Source organism: Williamsia serinedens (assembly GCF_024171725.1).
Classification (GTDB): domain Bacteria; phylum Actinomycetota; class Actinomycetes; order Mycobacteriales; family Mycobacteriaceae; genus Williamsia_A; species Williamsia_A serinedens.
The window spans coordinates 1-16415 of record NZ_JAMTCG010000010.1 but is presented as its reverse complement, the minus strand read 5'-3'; the positions used below and the strand labels follow the sequence as shown (position 1 = coordinate 16415).

At 68.5% G+C, this 16415-nt stretch carries 15 protein-coding genes; 1 reads left to right on the top strand and 14 read right to left on the bottom strand.

Annotation, left to right across the window (positions count from 1 at the left end):
- Positions 1–127 precede the first annotated feature (127 nt).
- From LX12_RS20855 to rplJ, 13 genes are all read right to left on the bottom strand, one after another.
- A complete protein-coding gene (locus tag LX12_RS20855) occupies positions 128–1096 on the bottom strand; it encodes a hypothetical protein (RefSeq protein WP_253656539.1) in 969 nt (322 codons plus the stop codon).
- The gene (locus tag LX12_RS20850; RefSeq protein ID WP_253656538.1) at positions 1096–1896 is read right to left on the bottom strand and encodes a hypothetical protein; all 801 of its coding nucleotides are present in this window, start codon (positions 1894–1896) and stop codon (positions 1096–1098) included. Before LX12_RS20850 ends, LX12_RS20855 begins: the two co-directional genes overlap by 1 nt.
- 99 nt (positions 1897–1995) lie before the next feature.
- Complete coding sequence (locus tag LX12_RS20845; protein WP_253656537.1) at positions 1996–3237, bottom strand: MCE family protein; 1242 nt, start codon at positions 3235–3237, stop codon at positions 1996–1998.
- Positions 3234–4520 carry an MCE family protein gene (locus tag LX12_RS20840; protein WP_372505119.1) on the bottom strand — a complete coding sequence of 429 codons (1287 nt, stop codon included), beginning with the start codon at positions 4518–4520 and terminating at the stop codon, positions 3234–3236. Before LX12_RS20840 ends, LX12_RS20845 begins: the two co-directional genes overlap by 4 nt.
- A complete protein-coding gene (locus LX12_RS20835) occupies positions 4517–5794 on the bottom strand; it encodes an MCE family protein (RefSeq protein ID WP_372505118.1) in 1278 nt (425 codons plus the stop codon). The genes LX12_RS20840 and LX12_RS20835 overlap by 4 nt, the downstream gene beginning before the upstream one ends.
- Positions 5794–6837, bottom strand: coding sequence for an MCE family protein (locus LX12_RS20830; protein ID WP_253656535.1), 1044 nt, complete (start codon positions 6835–6837; stop codon positions 5794–5796). Before LX12_RS20830 ends, LX12_RS20835 begins: the two co-directional genes overlap by 1 nt.
- Before the next feature lie 14 nt (positions 6838–6851).
- Positions 6852–7925 (bottom strand): MCE family protein, encoded by a 1074-nt coding sequence (locus tag LX12_RS20825; RefSeq protein WP_253656534.1) that lies wholly within the window; start codon positions 7923–7925, stop codon positions 6852–6854.
- Complete coding sequence (locus LX12_RS20820) at positions 7922–9256, bottom strand: MCE family protein (protein ID WP_253656533.1); 1335 nt, start codon at positions 9254–9256, stop codon at positions 7922–7924. Before LX12_RS20820 ends, LX12_RS20825 begins: the two co-directional genes overlap by 4 nt.
- A 1-nt stretch (position 9257) precedes the next feature.
- Positions 9258–10118, bottom strand: coding sequence for an MlaE family ABC transporter permease (locus LX12_RS20815; protein ID WP_253656532.1), 861 nt, complete (start codon positions 10116–10118; stop codon positions 9258–9260).
- Between the two features lie 12 nt (positions 10119–10130).
- Entirely contained in the window at positions 10131–10937 is an 807-nt protein-coding gene (locus LX12_RS20810; RefSeq protein WP_253656531.1) for an MlaE family ABC transporter permease, read from the bottom strand.
- Between the two features lie 61 nt (positions 10938–10998).
- Entirely contained in the window at positions 10999–12126 is a 1128-nt protein-coding gene (locus LX12_RS20805) for an ABC transporter ATP-binding protein (protein ID WP_253656530.1), read from the bottom strand.
- A 241-nt stretch (positions 12127–12367) separates the two neighbouring features.
- Positions 12368–12760, bottom strand: a complete 393-nt coding sequence (gene rplL, locus LX12_RS20800; RefSeq protein ID WP_253656529.1) for a 50S ribosomal protein L7/L12 — start codon at positions 12758–12760, stop codon at positions 12368–12370.
- Between the two features lie 105 nt (positions 12761–12865).
- On the bottom strand, positions 12866–13390 hold the full coding sequence (rplJ, locus tag LX12_RS20795) for a 50S ribosomal protein L10 (RefSeq protein WP_253656528.1): 525 nt from the start codon (positions 13388–13390) through the stop codon (positions 12866–12868).
- A 592-nt stretch (positions 13391–13982) separates the two neighbouring features.
- Between rplJ and LX12_RS20790 the strand changes: the two genes are divergently transcribed.
- Entirely contained in the window at positions 13983–16037 is a 2055-nt protein-coding gene (locus tag LX12_RS20790) for a CocE/NonD family hydrolase (RefSeq protein ID WP_253656527.1), read from the top strand.
- Between the two features lie 71 nt (positions 16038–16108).
- On the opposite strand, the gene LX12_RS20785 is transcribed toward LX12_RS20790, so the two are convergent.
- On the bottom strand, positions 16109–16415 hold a 307-nt coding region (locus LX12_RS20785; protein ID WP_253656526.1), incomplete at its 5' end, for a transposase.

Genomic DNA, 16415 nt, shown 5'->3' with positions numbered 1-16415 from the left:
GAAGACCTCCGCGCTGGTGCGACCACCAGTGGCTGCCGGTGTCCGTCGCTGGGAACAGCGTGCAACCACCGGGCGTGCGAGTCAAGAGGAACGCGCAGGTCGGTGCGTCAGAATTCCGTACAGACCCTCAGAAGTCGCTGAAGTCCGCGACCAGCCACTGGCCGTTCACCTGCTGCATGGACACCTGGTAGCGCTTGGTCCCGCTGCCGGAGGCCGTCTGCCCCTCGGTCTGGCTGAGGATCAGGTTCACCACCAACGTCGCGGAGTCACCGGTGATCGACCGGACGCCCACGGTGTCGACACGGCAGTCGACCCCGCCCTCGGTGAGCCCCGTCTGCCCGAGAGCGTCACGGACGGCACCGGCGTACTGGGTGAAGCGTGTCGACGCCTCCCCCGTCACGTTGGCCTTCGCGGTGCGCTCCCAGTCGTCGAGCTTGGCGTAGTTGACGGCGAACACCGAGCAGATGCGGGTCTTGGCCTGGGCGCTGACCTGGCTGGTGAGCGACGCGTCGACGAAGGCCTTGTTGTCGGAGAGGTCGACGCCGGGTTTCGCGGCGGCGACACCCGCGACGACACCGATCACGACGGCGATCGCCGCGAGGACGCCGACGGTGCGCCAGCCGAGGAACCGGCGACGACGCGACGGGCGGGTCGCGTCGTCGGTCGCGGCCGCGGTGGGGCGCTTCGGCGCGGGTCGCGTCGACTGGGGCTTGATGGTCGAGACCTTGACCGCGGGCCGCGACTTGCCGCGCGGGCTCGCCGGCGCCGCGGGCTTCTTCCCGAGGTCCACTCCGGCGTCGGCGGTGTCGGTCGCGGCCTCGTCCGCCTCCGCGGCGGGGTCCGCGGGGGTGGTGCCCGCCGTCGACGCCGCGGCGGGCGTCTCGGTCTCGGACGTCTCCGCCTCGGGCGTCTCGGTGACAGGCGTCGCGGGGGCGGACGTGTCGGTGTCAGGCGCCGACGGTTCGACGGTCTCCGGCGTCGTCGCGTCGTCGTCGGTCGGCCGCGACGTGGGGCGGTCGGGCGAGGTGGGTCGGGTCGCCGGGCGGCCGGCGACGCGGGGACGACGGTTGCCGCGGGGTCCGCGGGGCGTGGTCATCAGTTCCCTCCGGGGGCGGGCGCGGCGCTGCTGGGGGCGGCGGACGGGGCCGCGCCTCCCGCCTGGCCGGCGTCGGTCGAGTCGATCGCGACGGAGTCGAGCGGCTGGATGTTGTTCGCCTTCCAGATCCCGCCGTCCTTCGTGACCGACACCTGGAAGCCCATGGTCTGCGACGACGACGCCTGGTTCGGTCGGGACGACGTCACGTTGAGGAACACCAGCGTCGTGGCGTTGCTGCGGTCGTCGTCGAGGGAGACCACCGCGCTGCGCTGCAACTTGGCGGTGAGCGTGGCGGCGTTCGCCGGGTCACCCGCCTGCTTCTGCAGCTCCCCCAACCCGGTGCTGCCGAGCAGCTGCTGCTGCGCGTTGCCGGTGACCGAGGCCTGCAGGCGCTTCTGGTAGGCGTCGCTGTTCTTCAGGTCGATGTTGAGGATGTTGAGCATGGCCTGCTCGGCGCCGCCCAGCGCGTCGTCGCGGGCGGTCTGCACCGGCACCTTGTTCTCGGCGTCGTCGTACCACCGGTAGCCGTAGATCCCGGCGAACACGATCGCCGCGATCAGGCCCGCCACCACGACGACCGCGGCGACCGGCAGGGCCGCGGTGCGGGCGACGCGTCGCGCACCGGCGACCCGGGACGAGGAGGTCCCCTCGTCCCCCGTCGCACTGTCGGTGGCGGTGGCCGTCGGCGACGGGGTCGATGCGGCGGCGGGCGTCGACGTCGACTCGGACTCCTGGGAGGCGGCGGTGTCCTCGGGGTCCGTCGGGTCCGTCGCGGGGGCCGTGGGGTCGGGAGTGTTCATCGCCTCGTCACTGTAGTCATGGACTCTGAGAGCTCCCCCACACCGGCGCCGGACACACGACAGCCGCACACCGACAGGGTCGGTGTGCGGCCGGCGAGGTCAGCGCGGGAACACCCCGAGCAGGTACGACAGCTGCGTGACCAGGGGGTTCAGGTTCAGCTTGTCGGGATCCTTCTTAGGGATGTTGTCCCAGGGCTGCGGCGTGTACGGATCCGCGTAGACGGCGTTCTGCGCACCGCGGACACCGGTCGGGCTGCCCTGCGGCAACGAGCACTTCGCGTCGGTGTTGAACGGGAAGTCGTCGTAGTTGATGTCGAAGTTCGGGTTCTTCCGCTTCTCCTCGGCGATGATCTGCTGCGTTCCCTCGTACCCGAACGTGCACGACGGCGGGTTGTTCGTCTCCAGGGTGGCGCCGAAGTGGATCGTGCCGTCGCCGGGTGCGGGGCTGTAGCTCGCCGACGACACCGCCGACAGCAGCGCCAGCGCCGGGGAGACCCCCGCGTAGGTGCCCTTCACGTTGCGCACGTCGAGCGCGAGGTTGCGGACGGCGGTGGTGATGTCGCCGCCGCTGCGCTCGAGCAGCGCCGACAGCTGCGACGCCGACGTCTGACCGGTGGTGAGCAGGCGACGGAGATCGGGGTCGCTGGTCGCGAGCTGGGCGGTGATGAGCCCGATGTTCTGCGACCAGTTGAGGATCTCGTCGGACTGCGCCGCCTGGGTGGTCAGCACGGTGTCGGAGTTGCGGATCAACGAGATGGTCTGCGGCAGATTGTCGTTGCCCGACTTCGACAGGTTCGCCAGGGAGTCGACCAGCGTGCGCAGGTTCTCCCCGTTGTTGTCGAACGCCTTGCCCAGCTCGGTCACGACGGTCCGCAGGTCGTTCAGCGGGACCGACCCGGTGAAGTCGACCGCCGAGGAGATGACGTCCTGCACAGGCACCGGGATGGAGGTGTTGGTGATGACCGACCCCTCCTTCAGGTACGGCCCACCCGTCGACGACGGACGCAGGTCGACGTACTGCTCACCGATGGCCGAGCGGTTGGCCACCACGGCCTGCGCGGTCGCGGGGATCTTCGCGTCACCCGAGTTCATCGTCAGGTTGACGCGGACACCGTCGGGACGCAGTTGCAGCGACCCGACGCGGCCCACCGGGGTACCGAGGTACGTGACCTCGGCGTTGGTGAAGATGCCGCCGGAGTCCGGGAAGTCGGCGTGGACCGTGTAGGTCCCGATGCCGAACAACTTGTCCAGACGGGCGTAGGTGGCACCCACGTAGGCGACGGCGACGATGGCGATGATCGCGAACACGATCAGCTGCCACTTCGCGAGCTTCGGGATCACCTGCCCCCTCCCGTCGCACCGGGCGCCAGCATCGCGGCGGGCGCGGTCAGAGCGGTCTGTCCCTGTCGCGGCGACGGCAGCAGGCTGTACTGCCCACCCGACGGCGGCGTGTTCGGCCCCGGCCGCGAGTTGAGCAGCGGCAGCAGCGTGATCGTCGGGAACCCGAGCCGGGCACCGTTGCCGTTGTAGTACGGGTTCCGCGGGTCGACCTTCTGCGGTGGACCGCTGCCGACCGGGACGTACCGCGGCTCGGGCTGACCCACGCCGAGCGCCTCGAGCTGGTTGAGCAGTCGCAGGTCGACCGAGAGGAACAGGTTGGTCGAGTCACCGCGGACACCCGGCAGCAGGTCGTCGGGGAACGGGTAGGTGAACAGCAGCGGGGCGGCGGTGATGAGATCCGGCGCCGCGCCGGCGAGCGCCGACAGCGTCGGACGCAGCGCGCGGAGGTCGGTGATGATCTCGTTGCGCGCCCGACCCAGGATGTCGACACCGACCTGACCCAGCGAGTCGAGCTTCTGCAGCAGCGTCACGAACTGCGGACGCTGGTCCTCGAGCACCTTCACACCGGCGGGCAGCTGGTTGAGGATGCGGTCGATCTGCTGGGTCTGCTGCGACGTCCGGTCCGACAGAGTCGCCAGGCCGTCGATGGCCCGCGTGATGTCGTTCTTCTGGTCGTCCAGCGAGGAGATCAGACGCTGAGTCTGGTTGAGCAGCGACTTGACCGTGCCCTCACGGCCCTCGAACGCCTTGTTGAGCTCGTTCACGATCGGCGTGATCTGCGCGATCCCGCCCCCGTTCAGCAGCATCGACAGCGCGCCGAGGACCTGCTCGATCGTCGTCGCGGTACGCGTCCGGTCGGTCGGGATGGCCTCGTTCTCCGGCTGGCGCGGCGCGCCGGCGTTCGACGACGGGTCGACCAGGGCGACGAACTTCTCACCCAGCAGGTTGGTCTGCTCGACGTTGGCCTGCGCCTTGTCCGACAGGTCGATCTTGTTCTTGACCTGCACCTCGACCTGCGCCGACCACTGGTTCGGCGCGATCTCGATCTTGGTGACCTTGCCGACCGTGACGCCGTCGAGCTTGACCGCCGACTGCGGCACCAGGTCGAGCACGTCGTCGAACTGGATCTTGTACGTCCGCGGGTTGTCACCCGTGTCCGCACCACCGGGCAGCGGCACCGAGTAGATGCCACCGGAACACCCGGTCATCACGATCGCGGCCACCAGGCCGGCCGCACCCACGGCGGCGGCCCGCAGGCGGCCACGCATCACCCGGCGGGTCATCGCGGTCCTCCGGACAGTCCCGGCGACGGTGTGCCCGGGACGGTGCCCGGCACAGCGCCGCGACGCTGCTGGTTGTCGGTGCTGAGGATGCCGAACGGCAGGTTCAACGTCGGCGTCTTGATGCCCTGGTCGATCTGTGACGTGATGTTCGCGCACTGGTTCAGGATCGGCCGCAGCGTGTTGCTGAACTGCACGAACGCCGGGTCGCCGGGCTTGAGCTGACCGAGGTCGAGCAGCTTGCAGCTCGTGCCGGCCAGACTCTGCAGCTCGGGCAGCACCACGCGCAGGTCGAGCGTTCCCGATTCGGCGTTGTAGGCGTTGGCCAGGTTGCTCAGCGTGACGGGGAGAACCGTGAGGATCTCCTTCTGGAAGTTCGTCGTGTCGGCCAGGGTCTTGGTCGTCGGCAGGAGCTCACGCACCCGGTCGCCGAGGGCGATCCGGTTGTCCTGGACGAACGTCGCGACGTCACCGAGGGCGATCGACAGCTTGTTCAGCGCCTGACCGAGCTGCTGCCGCTCACCGGCGAGAAACTCCGAGAACGACGAGAGCTGGGTGTTGAACTGCCGCACCTGGGCGTCGTTGTCGGCCAGGGCCCCGACGAAGACGTCGAGGTTCTTGATCGTGTCGACGAGGTTGCCGCGCGAGTCCGACAGGGTCTGCGTGGCCGCGGACAGCTTCTCGATCGTCTGGCCCAGCTTGTCGCCGTTGCCGCTGAGGTTCTTCGCGCCCGTGGTGATCAGGTCGCTCAGAGCGCCCTGGCGGTTGGCGCCCTGCGGGCCCAGCGACTTCGACAGCTTCTCGACGCTGGAGTAGAGCTGGTCGACCTCGACCGGCACCATCGTCTGGTTGAGGCTGAGCGTGATGTCCTTGCCCGCCTTGCGATCACCGTCGTGGTACGTCGGCGTCAGCTGGATGTAGCGGTCGGCGACGACGGACGGCGTGATCTGCACCGCGCGCACGTCGGCCGGCAGCGGCTGACCACCGTCGACGCTGAGCTCGACCTTCACCTGCTCGCCCTGGGGCTCCACCTTGTCGACGGAACCGACCTTGACGCCCATGATGCGGACGTCGGTGCCCTCGTAGATGCCGACGCTGCTCTTGAAGTACGCGGTGATGTGCGTCTTCGAGATGGACGTGAACACCCACCACAGGACGCCGGCCGCGATGAGCGCGACGACGACGGTGGTCACCAGGATCGCGATGTGCCGCGGCGTGAACCACCTGCCGGGACCGGAGGTGTCCCGGAGGTCGTGCCGGGCGGACTGGTCGGACATCATCCGGTCGCCTCCGTTCCGCCGTTGTTGAGCAGCCGGTACTTGTTCGGCGGCCGGGTCGTGTTCTGCGCCGGCAGGCCGGGCGGCAGAAGGTTCTTGATCACCGTGTCGAACCAGCGTCCGTTGCCGAGGACGTTGGCGTAGAGCCGGTAGAAGGGTGCGAGGTAGGTGATCGAGTCACGCAGGTTCTTGTCCTGCCGCTGCAGGATGTCGGTGACACCCTTCAGCGACTCGAGCGCCGGACCGATCTGCTGCTCGTTGTCCCGGACGATCCCGGTCAACGTCACCGACAGGGTCGTCGTCGACTGCAGCAGTCGGCTGATGTCCTGCTGACGGTTGTTCAACTCGTCGAGCAGGTCCCCCGCGCCGGCGATCAACCGCGTGAACTCACGGTTGCGGTCGGCCAGGATCTGGCTGGTCCCCTTCGTCGCCTCCAGCAGCCGACGGACCTCCTGGTCGCGCGAGGCGATCGTCTGCGACAACCGGCTCAACCCGTCGAGGGAGTTGCCGATCTCGTTCGGGGTGCCCGCGAACGCCGCCGACAGGGTCCGGAAGCTCGTCGCCAACTGGTCGGTGTTCACGTCGGTGATCTGCCGCGACGCGTCCTGGAACGCCTCGATCACGTCGTACGGCGACGTCGTCTGCGTGATGACCTTCTTCGGGTCGGCCAGCTTGTCCCCGCGCGGGTCGATCTGCAGGTACTTCTGGCCCAGGATCGTCTTGATCTGGATCGACGCGGTGGTCTGGTCGCCGACCCAGGTGTTGTTGACCTGGAACGCGATCCGCACCTTGTCGCCGTGGATCTGCACGGACTGGACCTTGCCCACCTTCACGCCGGCCACACGGACCTCGGCGTTGGACTTGATGCCCGCGCCCTCGGTGAAGTCGGCCTGGTAGACCGTGCCCGCGCCGACCAGCGGCAGGCTGCCGAGGAAGAACGCCGACAGCGTCACCATGATGAGCAGGAGCAGGCCCAGACCACCGACGGTGATCGGACTGCGACGAGGTGCGTCGGGACGACGGTTCTCGTTCTTGGGTGCCATGTCTGCCTCCTTCCCTAGCTCGGCGGCTTGTCGTCGGCCCAGCATCGCGTCGCGACGTTGGTGTACAGGACGTGGTTGATGTCGGGCAGCGGGATGAGCGGCTGGCTCAGCAGCGTGCTCTTGCCGTTGCCGGCGACGATGTCGATGCCGCACAGATAGAACTGGAACCAGGAGCCGAAGGTGGCGGCCCGGCCGATCTTCTGCGCCTTGATCGGCAGCGTCTCGAGCGTCTTCTCCACCTCGCCGCGGCGATCGGTGATGATCTTCGACAGGTCGTTGATCGACGCGATGCTGCCCTGGATCGACGGGCGGGTCGGCGTCAGGATCGAGCTCGTCACCGCGGTCAGGTTGGCGACCGAGGTGATGGCCGACCCGACCGAGTTCCGCTGCGCGGCCAGCCCGGTGACGAACTTCTCGGTCGTCGTGAGCAGGTCGGTCAACTGGTCGTCGTTGCGGTTGACCGTGTCGAGCACCTTGGTCAGGTTGGTGATCAGGTCACCGATCACCTGGTCCTTGTCGGCGATCGTGTTGGTCAGGTCCGCGGTGTCGGACACGAGCTGGGTGATGGTGCCACCCTCGCCCTGGAAGACCTTGATGATCTCCTCCGACAGCTTGTTCACGTCGTCGGCCGTCAGCTCCTGGAACAGCGGGCGGAACCCGTTGAACAGGTCGGTCAGGTTCACCGCGGGGTGCGTGTTCGCCTGGCTGATCGTCGTGCCCGTGCCGATGGTCTGGCCGGGGTCGCCCGGGCCCTTCTCCAGGGCCAGGTACCGGATGCCGGTCAGCGTGCGGAACCGGATGTAGACCTGCACACCCTGCGGCAGCTCCCCGCGGTTGATCGAGAAGTCGACCTTGGCGAGGTTGTGGTCGTGCACCTGCACCGACTGCACCGTCCCGACGCGCACACCCGCGATGCGGACGTCGTCACCCGGGTTGAGCAGCGAGGCGTCGGTGAAGATCGCCGAGAAGTTCTTGTCGCCCGACGTGCCCGAGTTGGCGATCGTCAGACCGAGCGCGCCGGTGGCGAGCACGGTCACGACAGCGAAGATCACGAGCCGGATGAGCGGCCCGAGGAACCCACCTCTCATTTGACGGTCACCTGCGCTCCCTGCAGGCCCGGGGCGACGATCTGCGCGATCCAGCCGGGGACGTCAGCGGGGTCGGTGCCGGCCTCGGCGGCCATGATCGCCTTGAGCGCGACCTTGTTCTGCGGGTCGTCGTAGACGCTCGGCTGGATCGTCCCGGCCGGGGTGGCCGAGAAGTCCGGGATGGGGAGCTGCGCGACCCGCTGCGGGCCGGGGTTGCGCGACGGCACCTGGTACGAACCGTCGTTGATCGACCCACCCGGGTACTGCGGGAACGGACGTCCCTGCTCGTAGTGCTTCGGGTAGCAGCGCGGCCCGCGGTTGTCGAGCAGTCGGGGCTCGTCCTGGTTCGGCAGATACCGACCCTTCGGGTTGGAGAACGTCAGGGTGACGCGCACACCGGGGTTCTTGGTGCCCTTGCCGACGATGTTGTTCACCTCCGGGATGAGTCCGGCGAAGTTCTTGAACGTGCACCCGAAGGCCGGGGACTGCGTGGCCAGTGCGGTCAGCAGCGGCTCGGACTCGATGGACAGGTCCAACAGGTCCCGACGGTTGGTGGTCAGGAAGTCGGTGGTCTCCACCGTCGCCTTCTGCACCGTCGAGATGAAGGCCCGCAGGTCCCCCTGCTTCTCCACCAACGTGTTCGACGTCGTGCGCAGCGTGTCGAGCGCGTCGATCACGTCCGGCAGGGCCTGCGAGTAGGTCTGCGAGAACGTGGCGAGGCCGCGGATCGTGCCCTGCAGCTCCGGCATGTTCGCGTTGACCTGGGAGAAGATGTTGTTCAGCTCGTCGAACGTCGCGCCGAGTCGATCGCCGTTGCCCTGCAACGCCTTCGACAGCGAGCCGAGCGTGACCGACAGGTCCTGCGGTGGGATCGCGTCGAGCACGGGCAGCAGCCGGTCGAACAGGGTCTGCAGTTCGAGGGCGTTGCCGCTCGAGTCGGTGGCGATCGTGTCGCCGTTGCCCAGCGTCGACCCGTCCGGGTTCTGCGGGAGCACCAGCGAGACGTAACGCTCGCCGAAGAGGGTCTTCGGCAGGATGCGCGCGGTGACGTTGGCCGGGAGCATCTTGGCCTTGTCGGGCTCGAGGCCCAGGGTCACCGTCACGCGGCCGTTGTCGGAGGCCTTCACGTCCCGCACCTGACCGACGATGAGTCCGCGGACCTTCACGTCGGCGTTCGGCGGCAGGTTGTTGCCGGCGGAGTCCGTCGCGAGGTCCACGTCGGTGAACGAGGTGAACGTCTGATTGAACTTCAGGATCGTGCCGCCGATGAAGAGCGCGACGACGACGAAGAAGACCAGACCGAGCAGTCGGATACGCAGTTTCCCACCCATGTCAGCCCGCCACCCTCACAGACGTGCTGGTGCCCCAGATCGCCAGGCCCAGGAAGAAGTCGAGCACGGCCAACAGGACGAGCGCCGCACGCACGGCACGTCCGACGGCCACGCCGACGCCCGCCGGGCCGCCGCTGGCGTAGTAGCCGTAGTAGCAGTGCACCAGGATGATGACGAACGCGAAGATGAGGACCTTGCCGAAGGACCACAACACGTCGACCGGTGGCAGGAACAGGTTGAAGTAGTGGTCGTACGAACCGGGTGACTGCCCGTTGAACACGGTGGTCACCGTTCGCGTCGCCAGGTACGACGCCAACAACCCGAGGACGTAGAGCGGGATGACGGCGATGAACCCGGCCACCACGCGGGTGGTCACCAGGAACGGCACCGACGGGACCGCCATGACCTCGAGCGCGTCGATCTCCTCGGAGATCCGCATGGCACCGAGCTGGGCGGTGAAGCCACACCCGACCGTCGCCGACAGCGCGAGCCCGGCGACGAGCGGCGCGACCTCACGGGTGTTGACGTAGGCGGAGAGGAAGCCGGTCAGGGCCTGCGAACCGAGCTGGTCGAGCGCCGCGTAGCCCTGCAGGCCGACGACGACGCCGGTGAAGCCGGTCAGCAGCACCATCACGCCGATCGTGCCGCCGATGACGGCGAGACCGCCGGCACCGAACGCCACCTCGGCGAGGAGACGCAGCATCTCCTTCGGGTAATGGGTGACGGTGCGCGGCGCCCATCCGACGGCGCGACCGTAGAAGGACATCTGCTCGCCGGCGCCGTCGAGCACCTTCAACGGTGCGTTGACGCCCTGGCGGAGGCGGTAGTTGAGCTGGTCTGCCCTGCTCTTGGCGATGGTCATCGTCGATCCCCTCTACGAGCCCCGAGGAGGGACGATCTGCAGGTACACGGCCGTCAGGATCAGGTTCGCGAAGAACAGCAGCAGGAACGTGATGACGACGCTCTGGTTGACCGCCTCACCCACGCCCTTGGGTCCGGAGGCCGGGTTGAGTCCCTTGTAGGACGCGACCACACCGGCGAGCAGACCGAAGATCGCGGCCTTGATCTCGGCGATGTAGAGGTCGGGCAGCTGGGCCAGCGTCGAGAACGAGGCGAGGTAGGCACCCGGGGTGCCGCCCTGCACGATCACGTTGAAGAAGTAGCCGCCGGCGATGCCGACGACGCAGACGAGGCCGTTGAGCAGGACCGCGACGAGCACCATGCCGAGCACACGCGGCACGACGAGGCGCTGGACCGGGTTGATGCCCAGCACCCGCATGGCGTCGATCTCCTCGCGGATGGTCCGCGAACCCAGGTCGGCGGCGACGGCCGAGCCGGCCGCACCCGCGACGAGCAGGGTGGTGATGACCGGGGCGGCCTGCTGCACCACCACCAGCACGCTGGTGGCACCGGTGAACGACTCGGCGCCGAGCTGACGGATCAGCGAACTGGTCTGCAGGGAGACCACGGCACCGAACGGGATCGCGATCAACGCGGTCGGCAGGATCGTCACGCTGGCGATGAACCACGCCTGCTGGACGAACTCACGCAGCTGGAACGGGCGGACGAAGATGTTCCGGATGACGTCGGCGAACAGCTGGACGATGTTGCCCGTCTGTGTCAACGCCGCGCTACCGGCCTGGTTCACCCGTTCGACGCCACGCGTGGTGGCTGAGCTCATCGAGATGCCCTTGTCGTCGTGCTGTCAGGGAGGGTCGTGCTGTCGGAGAGGACGGTGTCGGTCACGCGTTGCCGGCCCGGTAGGCCGGGAACTGCTCGGTGTTCGCGTCGGATCCGGCGTACTGGTCGTCGTGACCGTCCCGCTCGGAACCGTTGCGGCCGTCACCGTTCTGGGCGTCGACCTTCTGACGCTCCTCGCGGATCTCGTCCTCGGCCTGCTGGGACTCGCGGATCGCACGCTGAGCGTTCTCCGGCAGGGTGTGCAGCATCTCCTCGACGCGCTCGCGGTGGCGAGCGGCCGCCTTCCGCTCCGGCATGCCCGGGTTGGGCTGCACCTGCGGGATGATCTCGGAGAAGTCGTCCTTCGTGCCACCACCGGAGACGCCGGCCTCGGCCAGCTGCGCCTCCTGGGCGGCGGTCGCGTCGTCCTTCTCCTCGGACATGCCGATCGGACCGAAGCGGTCACCGGAGAGGAACTGCTTGACCGCGGGCTCCTCGGAGGTGAGCAGCACCTCGCGGGGCCCGAACATGACGAGTTCCTTGCGGAACAGCATGCCGATGTTGTCCGGGATGGTCCGGGCGATGTTGATGTTGTGCGTGACGATGAGGATCGTCGCGTCGATCTCGGCGTTGATGTCGATCAACAGCTGCGAGATGTAGGCCGTGCGGACCGGGTCGAGACCGGAGTCCGGCTCGTCGCAGAGGATGATCTGCGGGTCGAGCACGAGCGCGCGGGCCAGACCGGCGCGCTTGCGCATACCGCCGGAGATCTCGCCGGGCAGCTTGTCGCCGGCGTCGGCCAGACCGACGAGGTCGAGCTTCTCCATGACGATGTCACGGATCTCGCTCTCCCCCTTCTTGGTGTGCTCGCGCAGCGGGAAGGCGGTGTTGTCGAACAGGCTCATCGAGCCGAAGAGCGCGCCGTCCTGGAAGAGAACACCGAAGAGCTTGCGGATCTCGTAGAGCTCCTTCGAGGAGCACTTCGTGATGTCGGTGCCGTCGACGATGACCGAGCCCTGCTCGGGGTGGAGCAGACCGATGAGGGCCTTGAGGAACACGGACTTGCCGGTACCCGACGGGCCGAGGAGAGCCGAGACCTCGCCCTCGGGGAGCGTCAGGGTGACGTCGCGCCAGATGTTCTGGGAGCCGAAGGACTTGGTGAGCCCCTCGACACTGACCTCGACACCCACTATCGGACTCCCTCTGCTGTTCCCGCCCCGCTTGTGGTTCGAGTCACTGTAACCCACGGTTCGCTATCGCCGAACATCAACGCCCCATTTCGTGACCCGCATGGGGAATAGGCCTTCTAGCTGGGACAACGGCGCGAAATCGGGCTCAGACGACGACAAGGCCACCCCGCGGATGCGGGGTGGCCTCGTCTGGTCCGCGCAGGGAACCTACGCAGGGGTAGCTCGCGTCAGCGAGCCGGCGTCACTTGACCGAGACGGACGCGCCGGCCTCTTCGAGCTTGGCCTTGGCGGCGTCGGCGGCCTCCTTGTCGACCTTCTCGAGGATCGCCTTGGGGGCGGACTCGACGAGGTCCTTGGCCTCCTTGAGGCCCAGGCCCGAGACGACCTCACGGACGACCTTGATGACCTGGATCTTCTTGTCGCCGGCGCCCTCGAGGACGACGTCGAACTCGTCCTGCTCGGCAGCGGCCTCGGCGGCACCGCCGGCGGCGGGCGCACCCGCGGCCGCGACGGCGACCGGAGCGGCCGCGGTGACCTCGAAGACCTCTTCGAACTTCTTCACGAACTCGCTGAGCTCCAGCAGGGTCAGTTCCTTGAACTGATCGATGAGCTCGTCGGCGCTGAGCTTCGCCATGATGGCGTCCTTCCTGTCAGACCCCGGTGGGGGTGTCGATCCCCGCGGGGATGGTTTCTGTGGTGGCAGCGGATGCCGCCGGGTGTGGAGGGGTGTGGCGGAGGACTACTCCGCGTCCCCCGACTGCTTCTCCTGCAGGGCCGCGGCGAGACGCGCCACCTGCGACGCGGGCTGCGTGAACAGCCCGGCGGCCTTGCTGAGGTTGCCCTTCATGGCACCGGCCAGCTTGGCCAGCAGGACCTCGCGGGTCTCGAGATCGGCGATCTGCTCGATCTCGGCCACGGACAGCGCGCGGCCGTCCATGTACCCGCCCTTGACGACGAGCGCCCTGTTGTCCTTGGCGAAGTTCTTGATCGCCTTCGCCGCGACGACGGGCTCGCCCTCGATGAAGGCGATCGCCGTGGGGCCGACGAACAGGTCGTCGAGTCCCTCGATGCCCGCCTCACCGGCGGCACGCTTCACCAGGGTGTTCTTGGCGACGGAGTACGTCGTGCCCTCGCCGAGCGAACGACGCAGCTCGGAGATCTGCTTCACCGACAGACCGCGGTACTCCGTGATGACGGTGGCCGTCGAACCCTTGAACTGCTCCGCGATCTCCGCGACAGCGGCGACCTTCTCGGACTTGGCCATGTCTCGCCTCCTCTCTGTGCATCTCGTGCCGGGCGACTCCCCTGGGGGATCGCGGGCCCGTGAGACGACGAACGCCCCGGACGCAGTTGTCCGGGGCGCGAGAGAGGCACACCGACACGGTCGGCAGCACGGTCACACCTCGATCACCTGCGTGGGTCGCCGGCGTGAACACCGGGCCTTCGGAACCCTCCGTGCGGAGAGATCGACCGACGGTCTCTGGTTGAACGATCAGAGCGTGTCGTCGAGGCGACGAACGCACTGGTGTCCCAGCGTACGGGGCGTCGGGCCGGCACTCCAAATCGCGGCGCGGGCACACGTCCCGGCCGCCCGGACGGTGTGCGGAAAGTGACGGTTGCATAACGGTCGGATGGAGCGATTCCACTGTTGTCACGAAGCCCGCAGGCCCCTCGTGGCCGCGCAATAGGTTCGGTTACATTCGATCGAACATGGTCGTGACCTGCGCCACAATCGGCGGGGTCGTGACCACCGACGAGGGAGTGGACTCGAGGACGCGTCCGCTGCGATCACCGGCACATCCACGCAGGTGAGGGTCGCAGACACGTGCTCACCCGCCACAGCGAAGGTGCACGAGATGACAGTGTCTGCAGAACCCGGCGACGTGCCGGCCATCCGGCCGACGTCCACAGCGCCGCGTGCGGTCCCCGTCCCGCGGCGGACGGTCGGCGACCGCACGGCACCGCTGCCCACCCTTCCCCTCGGTGACCCGACCGGCGGCGCCGACGCCCTGCGGTGGACCCAGCTCGTCGACGGACCGCAGCGCTACCCGCACGTCTCCATCGACCGCGACGTCGAGATCGTCATGTCCGACGGCGTCACCCTGCGCGCCACGGTCATCCGCCCGGCCGACGCGATGCGCAGTGCCGTCCCCGCGGCGCACCCCGCGATCATCAGCATGAACCCGTACAACCGCGCCCTGCTCGACGCGATCGACACCGCCCTGCACAACCCGGTCTTCGGGCGCGGGCTGCGCGGCCTCGCGGGCGCCGTCGACCTCACCGGGACCCCGCTCGCGGGTGTCACGGGGGTCACCCAGACCCTGTCGGGCGGGGCGCTCGAGGTGTTCGGCATCAACCGCAGCCTCGTGCGCAGCGGGTACACCCAGGTCATCGTCGACGTGCGCGGCACGGGGTCGTCGCACGGCAAGTGGCAGATCCTGGGCGCGCGGGAGCAGCAGGACTCGGTGGAGATCTGCGAGTGGGTCGCCGAGCAGTCGTGGTGCGACGGCACCTTCGGTCTCGCGGGGTGGTCGTACTCGGCCATCAACTCGCTGCAGGCCGCCGACAAACGACCCGCCGGCCTCAAGGCGGTCTTCGCCGTCGAGGGTTGCGAGGACATCGTGCGCGACATCTACATCACCGGCGGGATGCCGTCGCTGTTCATCCCGATCTGGCTCGGCGTCGTCAACGTCCTGAAGTGGCTGCCGAACCCGGCCACCGCGGCCGGCGACCTCGTCGACGGCAAGGCACTGCACTGGTTGCGGCACCGCGTGGCCTCGCCGGCCACCGAGGTCGGCTCTCTCGCATGGGGTTTCCTCACCGGCCGCGACGACCGGATCTACGACGATCCCTACTTCGACGAGCGCGATCCCGAGGTCGAGCGGATCGACGTGCCCACCTTCCTGTTCGGCGCCTGGCACGACCTCTTCGGTCGGAGCGCGACGTCGGTCTATCAGCACCTGCGGATGGCGCCCGGTCGCAAGCAGCTCGTCGTCGCCGACGGCTACCACATCGACGCCGGGGCCGGCTTCGGCGGAACGGGCAACCCACCGCGCGTGGACGTCCTCGAGCGGGCGTGGTTCGACCGCTGGCTCAAGGACATCGACAACGGGGTCGAGCACTACGGTCCGGTCACCCTGCAGCAGCAGGGCGGGTCCTGGACGTCGGGGGAGAGTTTCCCCCGTCCCGGCGCGACGGTGCGTCGCCTCGAACTGACCGACGCCTGCTCGTCGACCGCGGACCACGCCGTGTTCGACGGGGCCCTCGGCACCGATCGTCCGCGGGGGCGTCGCGCGCTCGGCGTGCGCCCGGACACCCGCGGACTCCGCTCGCGCGACATGACGCAGGTGACGGCGGGCATCACCGCGATGCTCGGCCGCGACTACACGGTGGACGCCCGCGGGCAGGAGGCCGGTGGCCTCACCTTCACGACGGCCCCCGCGCGGGAGCGGACGCAGATCTCCGGTGCGATGAACCTGCACCTCTACGTCTCGACGACGGGCAACGAGGGCACGTGGGCGGTGACCGTCAACGACGTCGCCCCCGACGGCACGTCCACGGTGCTCACGAACGGTGCGCTCACCGTCTCCAACCGCGCCTACGACAAGTCGCGGTCGGAGTACGCCGAGGACGGCACCCTGCTCTCGCCGTACCACCACCTCAGTCGCCGACGGAAGCTGCCGGTGCCCGCCGACGTCCCGGTGCCCATCGACATCGACCTGGTGCCCACCGACGCCGTGCTCGACATCGGCCACCGTCTCCGCGTCGACGTCTACGCGTCGAGCTTCCCGCGCTACCTCACCGTCGTGCCGGATCTTCTGCGCGCGCGGGGTCGTCGCCAGGCGCTCGTCCTCGACGCCAAGCACCCCAGCCACCTGTCGTTCCTGGCGATCGGCGCGCCCGGCTGGTGACCGCGGGCGGTCAGCCCGCCTGAGCTCCCCGACCGTGCACCAGATCCCGCCGAGCGATGCTCCTATAAGAGTCAAGCCGCGAGCGGGACGGGTGTTGCGGCGATGTGGTGGTAGATCTCGCGGGCTACGTAGCGTTTGAGGCAGCGGGTGATCTCTCGTCGGGTTTTGCCTTCGGTGGTGCGTCGGGCGAGGTAGGCGCGGGTGCGTTCATCGGTGCGCAGTCGGGTGGTGACGATGGTGTGCAAAGCCCGGTTGGCTTGCCGGTTGCCGCCGCGGTTGAGGCGGTACCGGGTGCGGGTGCCTGAGGAGGCGTGGATCGGGGCTGCTCCGCAGAGGTGGGCGAATTTCGCGGGGCTGGTGATGCGCACGGGGTTGTCG

Coding starts and splice junctions, on each gene's coding strand:
- LX12_RS20855 (WP_253656539.1), bottom strand. CDS start 1,096: ATGACCACGCCCCGCGGACCCCGCGGCAACCGTCGTCCCCGCGTCGCC.
- LX12_RS20850 (WP_253656538.1), bottom strand. CDS start 1,896: ATGAACACTCCCGACCCCACGGCCCCCGCGACGGACCCGACGGACCCC.
- LX12_RS20840 (WP_372505119.1), bottom strand. CDS start 4,520: ATGACCCGCCGGGTGATGCGTGGCCGCCTGCGGGCCGCCGCCGTGGGT.
- LX12_RS20835 (WP_372505118.1), bottom strand. CDS start 5,794: ATGTCCGACCAGTCCGCCCGGCACGACCTCCGGGACACCTCCGGTCCC.
- LX12_RS20830 (WP_253656535.1), bottom strand. CDS start 6,837: ATGGCACCCAAGAACGAGAACCGTCGTCCCGACGCACCTCGTCGCAGT.
- LX12_RS20825 (WP_253656534.1), bottom strand. CDS start 7,925: ATGAGAGGTGGGTTCCTCGGGCCGCTCATCCGGCTCGTGATCTTCGCT.
- LX12_RS20820 (WP_253656533.1), bottom strand. CDS start 9,256: ATGGGTGGGAAACTGCGTATCCGACTGCTCGGTCTGGTCTTCTTCGTC.
- LX12_RS20815 (WP_253656532.1), bottom strand. CDS start 10,118: ATGACCATCGCCAAGAGCAGGGCAGACCAGCTCAACTACCGCCTCCGC.
- LX12_RS20810 (WP_253656531.1), bottom strand. CDS start 10,937: ATGAGCTCAGCCACCACGCGTGGCGTCGAACGGGTGAACCAGGCCGGT.
- rplL (WP_253656529.1), bottom strand. CDS start 12,760: ATGGCGAAGCTCAGCGCCGACGAGCTCATCGATCAGTTCAAGGAACTG.
- rplJ (WP_253656528.1), bottom strand. CDS start 13,390: ATGGCCAAGTCCGAGAAGGTCGCCGCTGTCGCGGAGATCGCGGAGCAG.
- LX12_RS20790 (WP_253656527.1), top strand. CDS start 13,983: ATGACAGTGTCTGCAGAACCCGGCGACGTGCCGGCCATCCGGCCGACG.